Origin of the sequence: Sorangium sp. So ce406, from assembly GCF_051474675.1 — a bacterium.
In the GTDB taxonomy this organism is placed as follows: domain Bacteria; phylum Myxococcota_A; class Polyangia; order Polyangiales; family Polyangiaceae; genus Sorangium; species Sorangium cellulosum_G.
On the sequence record NZ_CP150340.1, the window covers coordinates 8,511,823 to 8,528,482 of the forward strand.

The window sequence follows — 16,660 nt, forward strand, 5'->3', positions numbered from 1 at the left end:
CGACCGCGGAACGCGGAGTGCGCCCGAGCACCGGGCCCCTCCCGGATCGTGCCGAGACGATTGCTGTTTTGACTCTCACCCCGGCAGTAGTAGAGGGTCGGGCGCGATGCGCGCCAACTGGAGGGTGCCGGCACGATCAAGCCTCCCGCTGCTGGTGGCCGCTGGCGTCTCCATGGCGATCTCCCTCCCGGCGACGGCGCGCGCGGACGAGTGCGCGCCGGCGAACGGGCTGTCGGGCTGCATCGACGCCGACAACCTCTGGCCTCACGCGGGCGCCGGCCCCTTCTTCGCCGTGGGCAGCACGGCGACGGCCCCGAGCGCGAGGGCGTCGTTCGGGGTCGTGGCGAGCTACCTGTCGCGGCCGGTGGGCCTGCGCGTCGCGTCGCCCGACCCCGACGGGACGATCGTCCATCTGCTGGACAACATGCTCGATGCGACCTTCCTGTGGTCGCTCGGGCTCACGGACCGTCTCGAGGTCACGATCGCCGCGCCCGTCACCCTTTACCAGGATGGCTCTGGCTTCTCCGATGTCCTCGGCACCGACACGGAGCTGCAGCGCAGCGTCCTGCGCGACGCGCGCGTGGGCGCCGCGCTCGCGATCGTACCGCCGCCGCGGAGCGGTCCGCTCGACGGCTTCTCGCTCGCCGCGCGCCTGGAGCTCGGCCTCCCGACCGGGGACAAGACCGTCTTCGCCAGCGCCGGGACCGCGACGTTCGCGCCGAGCGTCGCCGCGGCGTACCAGCTCGGCAAGCTCAGGGTCGCGGCCGAGATCGGGGCCCGGCTCCGTGGATCGAGCACGCTGGTGCGCACCGAGGTCGGCTCGCAGCTCCTCGGCGCCCTCGGCGCCGCGGTCGACGTGCTGCCGGACCGCTGGCTCACGGCCTCAGCGGAGGCGTTCGCCCTCTACACGCTCGCCGACCGGCCAGCCGGCGGCGCGGCGCTGGTGCCGGCGGAGTGGATCCTCTCGGCCACGAGCGCCCCGCTGCTCGCCGGCGACGTCTCGCTGACCGCGGGCGGCGGGGGATCCATCCCGTTCGCTTCGGAGCCCGCGCTCACCTCGCCGCGCTTCCGTTTCAACCTGGGGCTCCGCTACGCGCCGACGGGGCGCGACGCGGACGCGGACGGGGTCGAGGATCGCGACGACCAGTGCCCGCTCGTGCCCGAGGATCGCGACGGCTTTCAGGACGGCGACGGCTGCCCCGACCCCGACAACGACGGCGACCGGATCCCCGACGCGCGCGACAGGTGCCGGGACGAGGGCGAGACGATCGACGGCTTCCAGGACGGCGACGGCTGCCCCGACGCCGACGACGACGGCGACGGCGTGCCGGACGACGACGACACCTGCCGGAACGCCGCGGAGGATCGCGACGGCTTCCAGGACAGCGACGGCTGCCCCGATCCCGACAACGACGGCGACGGGATCCCCGACGCGCGCGACACGTGCCCGAACGGCGCAGAAGACGTCGACGGCTTCAAGGACGACGACGGCTGCCCCGATCCCGACAACGACATCGATCAGGTCCCCGACAGCAGCGACCGGTGTCCGGGCGAGGCCGAGGATCGCGACGGCTTCCAGGACGATGACGGCTGCCCCGATCCCGACAACGACGAGGACGGCGTGGCCGACGCGGCCGACGCGTGCCCGGTGACCGCCGAGACGATCGACGGGACGAACGACGCCGACGGCTGCCCTGAGCCGAACGGCAGGTCCCTGCCGCGGTGGTCCGGCGATCGCGTCGTCCTCGATGGCCTGGCCCGCTTCCCTGCGGGGAGCGCGCGCGTGCCGCCAGCGCTGGCGGCGCAGCTCGGCATGATCGCCCAGCTCCTGCGCGGGCGCATGCCGCTCGACGTCATCATCGTGGAGGCGTATCCCGACCGTCAGGGCGATCAGTCGACGCGCGGGATCGAGCTCGCCGGCGCGCGCGCGAGCGCGGTCAAGGAGCTCCTCGCAAGCGCAGGCATCCCGGCGGACCGGATCACGGCCGCCGCTGGCGACACATCGGCTCAGCGCGCGCCTGGCGCGCCCCAGATCGAGGTGACGGCGACCCGTGCTCGGCGCTCGGAACAGGACCCCCGTGCTCCGGGCGCAGCCTCCTCGACGACCGGAGAGAAGAAACTGCGATGAACGTTCTCGAGGCACGCCGTGCCCGTCATTTGATCATCCGCCTCGATCGAGGCGAAGAACTCCCCGCCGCGCTGGTGCGCGCCCTCGACGAGGCCGAGGCGCGCGCCGGCTGGATCGAAGGGGTAGGCTCGCTCGAGCAGGCGGAGATCGCGCTGTTCGATCAAGCCTCCCGCGCCTACGCGAAGACGCGCGTCCTCGAGGGGCCCTGCGACGTCGCGGCGCTCTCGGGGAGCATCGCGCTCCAGCAGGGCGAGACGTCGCTGCGCCTGTCGGCCACGCTCGCGCGTGAATCCGGCGTCGGTCTCCAGCTCGCCGCCGGCGAGCTCGTGTGGGCGCGGGTCTACGGGCTCGAGCTCCGCGTCACGGTGTTCGACGACCTGCCGCTCGTACGGACCTTCGACGAGCGCACGGGCCTCATGCAGCTCGCAGCCCAGGCGACCACCCTCCCCGCGACCGCGGGCGAGGCTCCCCGCATGGCGCCGCAGGCGCAGGCGGCGGAGCCGGCCCGCGCGGCGCCGCAGGCGCAGGCCGCGGAGCCGGCCCGCGCGGCGCCGCAGGCGTCAGCCCCGGAGCTGGTCCGCACCGCGCCGCCGGCGGCAACCCCGGAGCCGCCCCGCGCGGCGCCGCAGGCGCCAGCCCCGGAGCCGCCGCGCGCGGCACCGACGGCGTCCGCCGCTGAGCCCGCCGGAATACCGCTGCCGCAGCGCCCGGTCCGCCGTCGCCAGGAGGAGGAGGCCTATCCGGAAGTGGGCGACAGCGTGACCCACTTCCACTTCGGCGAGTGCACCGTGATCAGCTCGGACGGCGAGCGGATCCGCCTGCGCCAGGAGCGCGACGGCCGCGTGCGCGAGGTCTCGCTGACGATGCTCCGCATCGAGCCCCCCACCGTGGATCCGGCCACCGGCAAGAAGCAGTTCCGCCTCGCGCGGAAGAACTGAGCGCGCCGCGCGCCACCTCGGCGGAGGTGGCGGACGGCGCGCGGCCGCTCAGAAGACGCGCTGGGCGACGTTGATCGAGTCCCCTGCCTGGAGCGGCACATCGGGGATCTTGTTGTCGATGATGTCCTCGACCGAGACCGTGGCGAACACGGTCTTGCCCTGGGACTTCCTGCGGATCGTGACGCGATCCTTGTCCGCGATGCTGTTGAAGCCTCCCGCCATCGAGATGGCGCGGAGCAGCGTCATGCCAGGCTGAAGCGGCAGGGACCCGGGCTTCTGCACCTCGCCGAGCACCTCGACCCGCTTCGAGTTGTACTCCCGGATGCTCACGCTCACGCTGGGATCGGTGAGGACCTGCCCCTCCATGAGCTTGGCGCGCACGAGCTCCGCGACCTCCTGCGGCTCCAGGCCTGCGACCTTGAGCCGCTTCACGTAGGGGAAGTCGACGGTGCCGTCCGGCGCGACAGTGAACGTCGAGGGCAGCTTGTCTTCCCCCACGATGCGGAGCTCGAAGACGTCCCCGACCCCGATGGTCGTCGCCTCCACGGGAGGGGGGAGGTTCACCGGCTCGGGCTGGCGCGATGAGCACGCCGCGATCGCCAGCGCGAGCAAGGCGGCAATCCACGGACGAGGACGCCGCATCACATGAACCAGCGCACGCCCAGGTAGGCCTCGAACTGCTGCCACCCCAGATAGTTCTCCACGGCGTCCGCGCCAGTCGCGTCGCGAGGCGCCACGGCGGTGCTGCTGACGTTGTTGCCGTACCGAAGGGTCGAGTTGATCCCCAAGGAGTCCCCGATCCGGTACTCGCCGAACAGCGAGGCGTCGATACGAACGTCGGTCCACGGAGCCTCGGGCGCGAGGAGGCCATCCGAGTCCGCCGGGATCCCTGGATACACGTGGGCCGCCACGCCGCCGTCGGCGATCAGCAGAAAACGTCCGCCGAAGAAGTAGGTCAGCTTGAGATAACCGCGGTTGCGCTCGTAGTAGCTCCCGAGAAAGCTGTCGTGGAAATCGCGCGTGAAGCCCGCCGACAGCGAGGACAGCGCGAGCGTCGCCGCCGCAGGATCGGTCCCCGGGTTCGGCGTCAGGAACCACTTCAGCTCGAGCTGGCCGATGACGCTGTCGAAGTCGTGGACCACGGCCGTGTCGCTCTCCGGCGTGTAGAAGCTCGCGCCCCAGCCGGCCATCGCGAGGAGACCGAACGACGATGTCACGAGACCGTTGATCCCGAGCTGCGCGCGCAGCGGATGCGAGGAGTGCTGGGAGCTCGGGTTCGGGTAATCGACGAACCCGAGCGACGCGTCGTAGATGAGCGCCGTGCGCGGCAGGAAGCGCCAGCGGCCGCGCGTCCGGACCACATGCTGCAAGTTCGTCAGGCCGTCGTACTCGTCGACCTCGAAGAACGTGCCGAGGAAGCGGTAACCGAGCCGCCAGTCGAACAGACCCCCTCCCGGCGTCCATACCAGCTCTGCGCCCGCGTCGGCATGGATGCGCCGGAAGCTCTGGTTGGAGATCCCCAGATCGGAGGACGCGATGGTCCGGCCGAGCGACGCGTCGAGGATCGCGGACCACGGGCGGCGGGGCAGGATCGTCAGGCTGGCATCGAGCAGGCCGCCGACATTCCGTTGATCGCTCAGCCGTTCCTGCCCCGTCTCGCTGCCGGAGACCGGGAAGAACTCGTCATAGGTCGCGGAGATGCCGCCGCGGAACTCGACGTCCGGCGGCGGCGCGTCGGGCGTCACCTCCAGGCGCTGCTGGCTCAGCGTCGAGAGCGAGAACGACGGCGTGATCCGGAGCCGCAACGAGCCCACCGGACCGATGTCATCTCCGCCGGCCCTGTCCTCCTCGGCCCTGCGGAAGAAGTTGGAGTCATAGCCGAACTCCGCCGCGATCCCCGGGTGCAACTCGAGGTCGCCGGCCCGGATCCCGATGCCCTCGGTGTAGCGGCGATCTTTGAGCCAGGGCTGGTCTTGCGCCAGGGCCAACGCCGGGGACAGGGTGAGTGTGATTACGGCGGCTATGGTTTCACGAAGTTTCATCGCCTATTGGGCAGTGGCAATCCGAGAGAGGCGGTCGCCTACCGAAAACAGCTACTGCACGCAGGCGGCTCGATGATGATCTGGCTGACGGGATACTCGGAGGGATCGTCCTTGGGGAGGTTCGGATCGATCGTCGCCGTGACAGCGCTGTCGCCGATGAATCCCGCTTCCTGGCCGATGCACTGGTTCGCCTCGGCCGTCAACTGCTCGGTGCGCTGCCGCAGCACCGTCAGGATCGTGAACTCATGGTTGGAGAGGTCGGCGTCACGCCGGTTCACCGCGAGCTCCAACCCCTGCCGCCGCTCGCGGGCGGAGCGGATGGCGACGTCGATCTGATTCAGCTTGTCGTTGAGGCAGAGCGTCTTCACGACGTCACGCTGCGACCGGGCCGTCTCGAGCTGGCGACGCACCGACGTGCGGGCCCCGTCCATCCGGCCGAGGAAGGTCTCGCTCTGGGCGAGCTGCTCCGCCGGGGAGAGGGTGACCTGCCGCGCAAGTCCCGCGGACGCGTCCGGCGGCGGCGCCGTCTGCGCCTGTGCAGCAGCGATGCCGTGGCCGATGACGACCGAGATCAGCGCTACTGCTGCAAAGCCGGGGATCTGTTCGCGCTTCATCGAAGCCTCCGAAAGTCAGGCCCGCGGAGTATAAGTGCGGGCAGACGTAATTGTCAAAACGCAATGAGCGTGCCGAGAGGCCGTAACGCGCCGTCAGGTGACCCCGTACGACGTTCTTCCCCATTGGATGCGCGACGTCGGCACGCCATTCATCTTCGGGCGAGGAGACGGGATTGCGCTTTGTCCAAGGATTCAGGTGCGATCGGAGCTACTGGCTCACGAACGTGACAGGGATCACGACGGTCGCACCGCCGCCCTCGGGCGGCGCGAACTGCGCGCTCTGGACGCGCGCGACCACACAGGAGATCACCGTCCCGGAGAGGCCGGAGCCCCCCGACGGGGTGGCTGACATCACCTCACCGTTCGGGCCGATCTTCGCCGTGATCCTCACCGAGCCCTTCATGCCCGGGTCCTCCTGGAGCCCCTTGTTGTAGCAACGACGGAATCCGGCGGTCATCCCGGCGACGACGGAGGGCGCATTGGAGACGCTCCCGCCCGAGACCGCGGCGCCGCCGACCTGCGCGTTGCCCACCGGCCCCTTGACCGTCTGCGCCGAGCCGGCGGTCGCAGGACCGCTGGTCCCCGTGTTGCCGATGCTCGCGAGCCCGCCGCCGCCGGCCGCGCCAGGGCGCACCGTGCCCCCGCCGGCGCCGCCCATGTTCAGCCCGGCGACCCCGCCCTTTCCGACGCCGGACCCGGAGGCGGCCGCGTTCTCGAGGAGGCCGGTCGGCACGTCGCCCGAGCTCAGGACGCTGGAGGTCGCGTTCCCGCTCGAGTTGAGCGCGCCCAGCATCTGCATGTCGAGCTGCGCGAGCTCGTTGGTGAGCGCCGATGCGCGGGCGTCGCTCATCCCGCCGGAGCCCTTCGCCGGGCCGGCAGCGGCGCCCTTGTTCCCGCCGCCGCTCGCCGCCTTCGGCGCCTCCGCGGCGGGCGCCGCGGTCGCGGCCGGCGCCTCGGCGTTGTCCTTCGGCTGCTCGATCACCGGCGGCGGGGGGAGCTGCTTCACGGACTCGAGGAGCTGCGCGACGTCGACTTCATCGTCGACCACCGGGTCCATCCAGTCGGAGTAGATCGAGCCCACGGCGCCGAAGTGGAACAGGAACGAGAACGCCGCGATGATCGTGGTCGTCCAGTCGATGTCGCTCGCGATCCCCGTCCTCACCGAGACGGGTAGCTGCGGCTTGGGCTGCACCGGCGGCGGCGCGACGAACTGGAAGAGGAACGTCGTCTCGCCGACGACGATCTTGCCACGCGCCTCCTCGCTGAGCTGGATCTGATAGGCCTGCGCGTTGCCCGCCGGCGCGCGCTTGGCGGAGCCCTTGAGCGCAGAGAGCTCCGAGACGCCGGATTTGAAGGCGACCCGGCCGGTCATCCCGTCGAGAAAATTGAGGAAGTACTCGCCCCCCACGAGCTCGAACAGCCGAAAGCTCGGCGGGATGCTCTTGCTCGGGATGACGAACATGCTCTTTTCGCTGGGGCCGATGGTGACGTGGGTGCGCTGCTTGATGACGCGCTCCTCGATCACCTTCCCTCCCTGAACCAGGCCGATCCTGAGGACCTTCGGGCCGGTCACCGGTGCGACCGCCCGCATGACCGCGGTCATCTGCCCGGGTTGCCCGGGGCGCGACGGGGTGGGGAGCGGGTGCTGCTGGGTCATTCCAAGGGACTCCGGGCGAGGGGGGACGAAGCAGGGATCGACGCCGCGCGCGCCCGGCGGCCGGAGCCGCGCTCCGGGGCCCGCCAGGCCCCGGGCCTCGGACCGCGGGAGAAGCGCTGCGCGGCGAAGGACACCACAGCCCGCGAGGGTACACGCAGGCGCACGGGCGGTCCAGGAGAGCGAGCCCGCGCTCAGCGGCACGCGCGGCGCGGACGCCGCGATGGTGCGGGAGGTTTCCTGACGGCTCCGTCGAGCGGTCCCAGGACGACGTCGACGAGCGCGTCGATCGCCTCGCGCTTGCGCGCGGCGGCGGCGCGGCCCGCGCGCCCCGCCGCCGCGGATGCGATCGCGCCGGCGGCGCCCGCGCCGAGCACGAGGACGATGACGGACGGGCCGGCCTGCGCGAGGAAGGAGAGCGTGGCGAGGAGCAGCGCGACGAGCGCCGACAGGCGCGCCGCCGCGCGCGGCCACCCCGCGGCGACGTCGAGCCGCTGCTCGATCTCGACGAGGAGATCGTTCGCCGTCGCGACCCTCGCGCGCGGGCCGGCGGCGGACAGGAGCTCGTCGGCGAGCCGGCGCTCCCAGCTCTCCGGCGGCGCTCGGCGCGCCAGCTCGGCCAGCCGCGCGTCGATGGGGAGCGCGCGGAGCGAGCGCGCGAGCGCCGTCAGATCTGCGCCCGTCGCCGCCGCGACCTGCGCCGGGTGGCGCCACGAGACCGCGGCGCAGGCGCCGCTCGCCGCGATCGACAGCGCGATGAAGAGCACGGCAGACACGGCGACAGATCGAGCGCGCGCGGGGATCTCGGGGCGAGGCGGAAGCCGGAGATCGGGCAGGATCTCCGGCACGCGGCGCTAGAACGGCTCCTTGAAGATCGCCTGCTCGATGCGGTCGAGGAACGGCTGGCGCAGCTCGGCGAGCGTGAGCTTCGGCTGGATCCGGCTCACGTCGACGGCCGCGATCGGCTTCTGGATGCGGCCGGTGATCGTGACCTCCGCGAGCGTGATGACCCCGCGCTGCTTGCCCTTCTCCTGCGCGTCCGCGCGCTCGACATGGCCGACGGTCGCGAGCAGGACCGAACCCAGCGCAAGTGCCTTGTACATGCTCATGGTCTCCCTCACGTGTCGGTCGCGGCGTCGGCCACGCCCCCGTCGGTCTGGGCAGCAGGAGGAGGCGGGGCCGCGGGCTGCGCTGCGGCGGCAGCCGCGTTGAGCTCGCCCTCCTTGAGCTTGGCGCGGTTCAGCAACTCCTCCGAGTCGTCGCGCTGGCCCTTGTTGCGCAGCTCCTGGAACCTCGTCAGCGATTTGATGGCCTCCGCCACCTGCTGCTTCGGCGTCATGCCGGGAACGCTGGGGGCGAACAGGTAGAGCAGGCCGAGGTCGTAGTGGACCTGCGGCAGGTTCGGGTTGCGGGCGAGGACCCAGTCGAACTCGCGCTTTGCGTCCGTGTAGCGCTCGAGGAGGCGGTAAGCGTCCCCGAGGTTGAGGTGCGCGGCGATGTGTTCGGAGTCGAACCGGACGGCGCCCTCCAGGAGCGGCAGCGCCTCCTGGGCGTTGCCCGCCTCGAGCAGGTAGGTCGCGAGCTGCACCCGCGCCTCCACGAGATCGGGGCGGCGCGTGACCGCCTTGCGGAACTCCTCCAGCGCCGCGGCGCGTTGCCCCTGCTCCCGGTAGATGAGGCCACGGAGCAGCAGCGCCTCGGCGTTGTCCCGGTCGCGCGGCGGATTCTCGCTGACCGGCTCGAACCCATCCAGGATCGCCTGGAGCGCGTACAGGGCGAGGTCGAGGCGCCGGTTCCTGTAGTGATCGCGGGCGATGGTGACCATCGCCGGCCGGTAGTCCGGGTTGATCTTCAGCGCCTCCTGCGCGAGCCGCTGCGCCGAGCCGGTGTCCTTCTGGAGCGACTTGATCTCCGCGAGCGTGGCCGCGACGGCCGCCGACTTCGGCATCTGGCCGCGCTTCTCGTTGAGCAGGCGCTCGGCCTCGCCGAGCTGGTCCTTCCTGGCGAGCAGCATCGCGTACGCGATGATCGCGGGCTCGTAGTCGGGCACCAGCGTGAACGCCTGGCGGTAGCTCGCGCCCGCGCCCGCGTCGCGCAGCCGCTCTTGCACCACGCCGAGCGAGTAGAACGCCTGGTGGGCGCGCGGGTCGGCCTGCGTCGCCTGCGCGAACAGCGCCCGCGCGTTGGCGAGGTCGCCGTTCGCGAACGCCTGCAGGCCGCTCTGATAGACCGCCGCCGCGCGGGCGTTCATCGCGGGGTGCGCGGTCTGCGCGGGCTGATCGTACGGCCGCGCCGAGCTCGGGGCGTCGGTCATGCCGTACGGCGCCTGGACAGGCGGGGTCGCGCCGGCAGGGCCCACCGGGCGGGTGGGCGCCTTCGGCGGTGGCGTCGCCTCCTCGCCGCAGGACGCGAGGGCGAGCGGCGACAGGGCCGCGAGCAGGCAAGCGAGGAGCGTGACAGGGAGGCGGCGCTTCATGGGACGACCGGCAGGGGCAGGGGGAGGCCGTCGGGCGCGAGCGGCGGGGTCATGCCGGGTCGCGTCCGGAGGAAGAGGCCATCCTTGTACTCGAACGGGCGCTTCGTCTCGGGATCGATGACCCCCTGGCTCCACTCGCGGAGCTTGGCGTCGCCGAGGATGTCCGTGAAGAACGCGAGCCGCTGGATCGCGTGATCCACGGCCGGATTCCGGACCTTCCACGCCTTCGCCCAGACGACGGACTCGACATAGAACTTGACCATCGCCTGGTCGGCGTCGGCGAGGAGCCGCTCGCGCGCGGCGCGCCATTGCTCGCGCCGGTTCTGGCGGAGCGCGTCAGCCGTCTCCTGGAGGTCCTCGCGATCGCTCGTCTCGGCGAGCTTGAGGAGCTTCTCCTCCTTGTCCGTGTAGAGCCGGAGGCCCGGCGGGCGGGCGTTGTAAAGGCCGGTCCGGCAGGAGTCGTAGAGCGAGCCCTGCCGCGCGCGCGCGGCGGCGGACCACTGCCTCGACTCGTACGCGGTGATGACCTCCTGGAGCTCCTTCCAGTACCTGTCGTTGGCCTTCTTGATGTCGGCCTCGAAGGCGCGCTTCACCTGGTCGATGACGCCCTCGTAGCGGTGGTGCCCGGTGTCGTAGTCGAACTCGGCCTTGATGCGGTCGTCGATGGCCTTGTAGGCGCACTCCGCCGCCATGTCGGCCTGCAGCGACCCGAGCGCCTTCGGCTTGTCCCCGGTCGCCGAGCTCCGGAACGACGTGAACGCCGTCATGGTGTTCTTGCACCACTCTCGCGCCCGCGGGTCGGCGGCGGCAGCGCGCATCTTCGACGCGTGGTACGCCGCCTGGACGACGTACGCGCTCGCGGCCGGGTTGTTCTTGTTGGCCGTGTAGTAGGCCTCCATCGACTGCATCGCCTTGGTGCGCGCGGCGCGGTTCGGGCCCTCGTCGGACCCCTGCTCGTCCCACGCCTTCAGGTCCGCCGACGCGACGAGGAAGTCGATGTCGGCCTTCTGCTCGGGGGGCGGGTTCAGGCCCATGAAGGTGGCGCGCGCGGCGGTCATCTTGTCGCGCTCGCCGATGTTCGCGTAGAGCAGCACCGAGTTCCGGGCCGCGTCCCGGCGCGCCGCCTGCTCGAACCGCGTGTTGCGCGCGATCGTGTCGTACGTCTCGGCCGCGCTGCGGTAGTTGAAGAAGAGGACGTACGCGGCGGAGAGCGCGTCGTACGCCTGCTTCAGGTACTTCACCCGCTCGGCGTAGCGCTTCGGATCGGGGTTCTTCGGAGGGTTCGCCTCCGGGTCGCCCTTCTCGAGCTTCGCCAGGTTCGCCTCGTTTCCGTATTCCTTGATGAACAGGGAGTACATCTCGATGGCCTGGTCGTAGTCGCCGACCTGCTTGTAGCAATAGGCGCCGTTCATGGCGGCCTCCGGCGCCTCGTCGCGGGCCGGCGCCTTCTCGAGCGCGACCCGGTAGAGCGCGGCGGCCTCGCGCCAGGCGGCGACGCGCGCCGGCCCGTCCGGCATCTTCTCGGCCTTCTCGAAGGCCCGGGCGGCGTCGAGGTAGTAGCCGCGGGAGATCGTCGGGCGGGCGATGTCGCCCTCCTTCAGCTTCTGCTCCTCGCTGACCGCGCAGCTCCGCGTGAGCGCCGCCTCGGCGAGCTTGCGGCTCTGCTCGACGTTGTTCTCGAGGTTCGACATCGTCGTGAGCCGCTCCCACGCCTTGTAGCCGAACTCCGTCTTGCCGCACTGCGTGTTGTAGATGGGCTCGAGCCGCCTGCGCGCCTCGGCGAACTGGCCGTACAGGAAGTAGTAGTCGGCCGCCTGGAACGCGTAGAGGTCGATGTTCTTGGGGGCGTCGAGCGCGGGGGGGACGCGCTGGATGTACTCGTCCCGCGCGGTGACGGCCGCCTGGACCTCGGGGGGCAGCGGCTCGGCGATCACGCGCTGCTCGTCGCCCTCGCCGACGATCTTGAGCTTCTCGCGCGGCTCGAGGCCCTCGGCGCCGTTCGTCCGCTGGAAGAGCTTGTGTCGGTCCAGGAGCGCCTGGTGGGCGGTGTCGACGACCATGTACGCCGCCGGCTGCAGGTACTTGTCGTCCTCGTTCGAGTCCCGCACGCCGACCGCGGAGCTCCGCGCCAGCTCGACCTCCTGACGCGTGGGCGAGCGATCCATCGCCACCGTGATCACGACGACCATGTGGTGCGCGTCGGCCAGCCAGTACCGGCTCTCGTACGCGTCGGGGGCGTTCTCGTCCTGGGCCAGGTAGCCGGCCCAGCCCTGCGCGGCGAGGCGGTACTCGCTGAGCGCGCGCTCGAAGATCGGGTCGCGCGTCTCCTTCTCGCTCACGGTGAGCGCCTGCTGCACGAGGGCGCTGCCGGCGTTCGTGTGATCGGCGGCGGCCCGACGGAGCCCGCCGCGCACCAGCCGCTCGGCGGTCTGGATCGCCTCGGGATCGTCCTTGTTGGCCTCGACCCACGGGGTCGTCCCCACGTACTGGGCGAGCTTCGTGCGCGCCTCGAGCGCCTTCGCCGAGTTCAGCGCCCGCTCCGCCGTGCCCTCGCGCGACTGGGACGTGAGCGTGTCGTAGATGTCCGCGATCTGGTTCTGTACGACGGGCGCGTCGCGGTGCATCGGCCACTTCTGGAGGATGATCTCGCTCACCTCGATCGTGTTCCGATACTGGTTGAGCTCCTTGAACTCCATCGCGAGCGCCTTGTAGATCTCGACCGTCCACTTCTGATCCTGCGGGATCAGCTTGGGATCCTGGACGCGCTCGATGGCCACCCGCATCTTCTGCTCGGCCATGCGCGGGTCGGTCTCGACGTCGAGGACGTCGTTGCGCGGGATGTACGGCTCGTCCGGTCCGGGGCCGACGAAGTCGAGGTACGTGAGCGAGCCGGCGATGTAGGTGTACGCCTCTGCCCGGAAATCCGCGCCAGGATCGCCGGTCAGCTTCTCCTGCTCGTCGGTGTAGCGGAGCAGCTCGATGAACTGGCGTACCGACGTCTCGTAGCGCTGCTGCTTGAAGTACGTCCAGGCGAGCTTGTACATCGCGACGCCGTGGACCGGCGGCTTCTTGTACTTGATGGACTGCCGGTACGCGGACTCGGCCCTGTTGTAGTTGAACGGCCCGCCAGCGCGGTCGATCTCGTTGAAGTGGTAGTCGCCGATCTGCCACCAGACCTCGGCGATGTAGCGGGGCTCGGCGCCGAGCGCCGTCTTCTGCGGGATCGGCTGGCAATCGTCCGGGTACGGGCTGGTGTAGGCCGTCTCGTCCTCGACGACGGGCGCCTGCCCCCTCCCGGCCCTGCGGGCGGGCTGGACCGCCCGGCCGCCCGGCGTCGAGCCGATGGGCGTCGGGTGGCGCGCCTCCCAGCCGGTCCAGTAGTCGTCGTCGTGGTCCTGAGGGAGCCTGCCGACGGTGTCGCGCGTCGGATCCTTCGGATCGGGCGCGACCGGGTACGGGTACTTGTTGTGGCACACGAGCGAGCGCCACACCTGCTGCGCCTCGGGGAATCGCACGGAGTCGTTCAGCGCGTGGCCGAGGTAGTAGTAGATGCCGGCGAGCTCGCGGTACTGCGGGAACTCGCTGATCACGCGCTTGTAGAGCGCGATGGCCGGGAGCAGCGCGGCGCTGAGGTCCTCGCTCGCGTCGGAGTCCGTGCGGGCGCGCTCCTCGTAGAGCGCGGCCAGGCGGAACATCGCGTCGGGCGTGTTCTCCGGGTGGGCGTTCGGACCGCTGTAGCGCTGGACGAACACCTCGAGCCGGCGGATCGCCTCTTCGCGGGCGTCGCGGAGGCCTTTGCGCTCCGTCTCGATCTCGCGGTCGAGCGCCGAGAGGATGCGGCGGCGCCGGTCCTCGTAGTGGTGCTGCACGATGCGCGTGATGGCGCTCCGGTAGTCGCGGGCCGCCTTCTCGTAGGCGGACGCCTCCTTTTCGAGCGCGGCGAGCGCGGCGAGCTGGGCGGGCGTCGGAGGAGGAGGCGGCGGCGCCTGCTTGCGCCCGGCGGACATCGGGGGCGCGAAGGGCTGCACCGGCGGAAGCGCAGCGGGCGCAGGGGCGGCCGCAGGCTGCGCGGCGGGCGGCGTGGCGCCTTGCGCAGCGGGCGCGGGGGCGCCTGACGCAGCGGGCGCAGGGGCGCCCGGCGTCGTCGGCGCCGTCGCAGGGACGGCGGAGGTCGCAGGCGCGGGCTGGCCGCCCGGCTGGGAGAGCGCGAGCGGCGCGACCGCCAGCACCAGGGCGAGGCTGGCGAACCCGAGCGCGCCGCGCGGGCGCCGGCGCCCCGCGCGCGCAGCGCCGCGGCCGAGCGGGACGCCCGCGGCCCCGGGCCCGAGGATCTGCGCCCGTGCTTCTGCGCGCGGCAGGTCAGAGTTCTGCGGCGCGCTCGCGCCGCCATGCTCCTTGCTCACTTCTCATCCTCCGGATCGCCGCTGTCGTCGAGGACCTCGTTGAGCTCCTCCTTGAGGACCCGATCCTCCCGGGCGCGCTCGACCTGCAGGCTGCGGACACGCGTCATCTGCTCCTCGCGGACCTCCCACGCCTCCTCGGTGATGCCGACGTCGGCGCGAAGGATGATGTTCTTCAGCCGGTCGCGGACGAGGCCGAAGTTCCTCATCGCGACCTCGCCGACGACGAGGCGCGCCTCGCGGTCGAGCGCCTCGAGCTGCACCGAGTAGTGCACGACGCTCGCCGTCTCCCGGCCGACGATCTGCCGGAGCCCCGCGGACTTCTGGGCGACCTCGCCCTCGATCTCGCGGAGGGCAGCCTCGATCCTGGCGTCCGCCGCGTCGCCGGAGCGGAGCACCGGCGTGATCCGCTGCGCGTACGCCGCGAGATCCTGGCCGCCGGCGCCCGCCGCCGCCAGCTCGACCTCGCGCGTCAACGCGTCGCGGTGGGCCTTGCGCACCTGCGCGTCCTCGACGAAGCGCTGATCGCCGAAGCCGACCTGGACCCGGCCCGCGCTGATCTGCCGGCGGAGCACGTCCGACTGCTGGCGGTAGAGCGCGAGGTCGCGCTCGTTCTGCGCGAGCTCTGCCTCGAACCGCGCGACGCTCGCAGGATCGCGGACGACCCCGGCCTGCGGGCCCTCGCGGAGCACCCGCCGGAGCCCGTTGATCGTCGCCTGGAGCGTGTCCATCTGCAGCGTGAGCTGCTGCAGGCGCTGCGACTGGGTGTTCCACTGGCGGAGCGCCTGCGTCTCGCGCTCCTGGAAGTCCGCGTCGGTGACGGGCACGCGCGAGAGGCGCTTCTCCAGCGCGCGGCGCCTCGCGCGCACGCTGCCGATCTCGCCCGAGAGCGAGCCGTCCTCCACGTCGTCCATGCCCTGGCCGAGCGCGAGGCGCGCCAGCGCGACCCGGTTGAGCAGCCCGAGCGCCTTCTCCTCACCGGCCCTGAGCTCCGGGAACGCGCGCACCCGGTTGGGCGAGCTGAGCACGGCGTTCAGCTTCTCGATCAGCTCGTTCGACTGCTTGATCAGCTCGCGGCACTGGTTGATGTCGTCGATCACCGCGAACGCCGCCGGGCCGTCCTCGGCCTCGCGCGCCCACTGCACCGCGAGCGGCGGGAGCGCGGAGTTCGTGTCGAGCGCCTCGAGCTGCTCCTGGCTCAGCTTGTCGTAATAGACCGCGGGATCGCTCGTCGAGCCGAGGAAGGCGTCCACGCGCGCGCGCATCGGGTCGTAGGTGGCGCGGACCCCCTCGTACACCTTCAGCGCCTTCTCGAACCGACCGGCGCGGAGCATCAGGTCGCCGCGGAGCAGCGAGCCGTCCGCGATGTTCTGGCTGTCCGGCTCGGCGATCGCGAGGATCTCGAGCGACCGCTGGGCGCGGTCGACGTCGCCGAGGCGCACATACACCCAGGCGAGCTCGTAGAGCATCGTCCCGAACTCGGGCGAGACGCGATCGATGTGGCCGTACGCCTGCACGGCCTGCGCCCACTGGTCGGCCTCGTAAAAGAGCCGCCCGATCGCGAGCCACGCGAGGTCGATGACGCGCCGGTGCTCCGGCGTGTCGGCGGGGAGCTGCGTCACCCGCTGGAACAGGTCGATCGCGGCGACATAGCGGGTCTTGGGCACCGCCGCGGGCGCCTCGTCCTCCTTGAGGGGCTCCGGCGGGGGCGTCGCTTCCTTCACGGCGATGAGGCCGAGCAGGTACCTCGCCTGGTGGAAGTACTCGCTCTGCGGGTCGACCGCGCCGAGCGCTGCCTTCGCGCCGCCGAAGTCCTTCTTCACGTAAAGGCCCTTGCCGCGGGCGTACGAGAGGGCGCTCCCCGCCGCGCCGGACGGGACGTTGTTCATCGACGCGAAGACGGCGTCGAGGGCGTCGTAGTCCTTGATCCGCAGGCAGATGTCCACGAGCCGGCCGAGCGCCTTCGCCTGGTAGGCGGCGAAGCGCGGCTCGGCGCCGCTCGAGACGATCCGCTGGAAGACCCGGCGCGCCGAGAGGTACTGCTTCGAGCGGAAGTACGTCTCGCCGAGCAGCGTCAGCGCGTCCGGGAACGCCGTCGGATGGTCAGGGTACTTCTCGACCACCTGGTTCAGCACGTTGGCCGCGCGCTCGTAGTCCCGGGAGCCCATCAGCAGGACGGCGTCCGCGATGCGCTGCGCCGGGGTGCGCTCCTCGCCGCGAGACTTCTGGATCGCCGCCTGGATGGCGCCCAGCCCGGAGGAGACGCTGCTGATCTGCTGAGACGCGCTCGAGTAGGCGCGCTCGGAGTCCAGGGCCCACGCTGCGGAAGGGGCCGCGGTGGTCGCCGCGCCGAGCGTGAGCAGGCCAAGCAAGGCAGGGATTACCCGCGATCCGGAGTCCCAGGTCAT

The 16,660-nt window shown here is 71.4% G+C and carries 11 protein-coding genes; 2 read left to right on the forward strand and 9 right to left on the reverse strand.

The features are described from left to right. The first annotated feature begins 106 nt into the window (after nucleotides 1-106). Complete coding sequence (locus tag WME96_RS31690) at nucleotides 107-2,128, forward strand: OmpA family protein (RefSeq protein WP_437285318.1); 2,022 nt, start codon at nucleotides 107-109, stop codon at nucleotides 2,126-2,128. Further along, nucleotides 2,125-3,066, forward strand: coding sequence for a PPC domain-containing DNA-binding protein (locus tag WME96_RS31695; RefSeq protein WP_437285319.1), 942 nt, complete (start codon nucleotides 2,125-2,127; stop codon nucleotides 3,064-3,066). The genes WME96_RS31690 and WME96_RS31695 overlap by 4 nt, the downstream gene beginning before the upstream one ends. 48 nt (nucleotides 3,067-3,114) lie before the next feature. On the opposite strand, the gene WME96_RS31700 is transcribed toward WME96_RS31695, so the two are convergent. The 9 genes from WME96_RS31700 to WME96_RS31740 form a co-directional block, all read right to left on the reverse strand. Next, nucleotides 3,115-3,708, reverse strand: a complete 594-nt coding sequence (locus tag WME96_RS31700) for a polysaccharide biosynthesis/export family protein (RefSeq protein WP_437285320.1) — start codon at nucleotides 3,706-3,708, stop codon at nucleotides 3,115-3,117. Further along, a complete protein-coding gene (locus WME96_RS31705; protein WP_437285321.1) occupies nucleotides 3,708-5,054 on the reverse strand; it encodes a hypothetical protein in 1,347 nt (448 codons plus the stop codon). Before WME96_RS31705 ends, WME96_RS31700 begins: the two co-directional genes overlap by 1 nt. Before the next feature lie 92 nt (nucleotides 5,055-5,146). Beyond that, entirely contained in the window at nucleotides 5,147-5,722 is a 576-nt protein-coding gene (locus tag WME96_RS31710) for a hypothetical protein (protein ID WP_437285322.1), read from the reverse strand. A gap of 208 nt (nucleotides 5,723-5,930) precedes the next feature. Then, nucleotides 5,931-7,379: an AgmX/PglI C-terminal domain-containing protein gene (locus tag WME96_RS31715; protein WP_437285323.1), complete on the reverse strand. Its 1,449-nt coding sequence runs from the start codon at nucleotides 7,377-7,379 to the stop codon at nucleotides 5,931-5,933. A 191-nt stretch (nucleotides 7,380-7,570) separates the two neighbouring features. Next, a complete protein-coding gene (locus WME96_RS31720; RefSeq protein ID WP_437285324.1) occupies nucleotides 7,571-8,152 on the reverse strand; it encodes a hypothetical protein in 582 nt (193 codons plus the stop codon). A 78-nt stretch (nucleotides 8,153-8,230) separates the two neighbouring features. Continuing rightward, nucleotides 8,231-8,479: a hypothetical protein gene (locus WME96_RS31725; protein WP_437285325.1), complete on the reverse strand. Its 249-nt coding sequence runs from the start codon at nucleotides 8,477-8,479 to the stop codon at nucleotides 8,231-8,233. Nucleotides 8,480-8,493: 14 nt separating this feature from the next. Further along, nucleotides 8,494-9,852, reverse strand: coding sequence for a tetratricopeptide repeat protein (locus WME96_RS31730; protein WP_437285326.1), 1,359 nt, complete (start codon nucleotides 9,850-9,852; stop codon nucleotides 8,494-8,496). Beyond that, nucleotides 9,849-14,255: a tetratricopeptide repeat protein gene (locus WME96_RS31735; protein ID WP_437285327.1), complete on the reverse strand. Its 4,407-nt coding sequence runs from the start codon at nucleotides 14,253-14,255 to the stop codon at nucleotides 9,849-9,851. Before WME96_RS31735 ends, WME96_RS31730 begins: the two co-directional genes overlap by 4 nt. Next, on the reverse strand, nucleotides 14,252-16,660 hold the full coding sequence (locus WME96_RS31740) for a tetratricopeptide repeat protein (protein WP_437285328.1): 2,409 nt from the start codon (nucleotides 16,658-16,660) through the stop codon (nucleotides 14,252-14,254). Before WME96_RS31740 ends, WME96_RS31735 begins: the two co-directional genes overlap by 4 nt.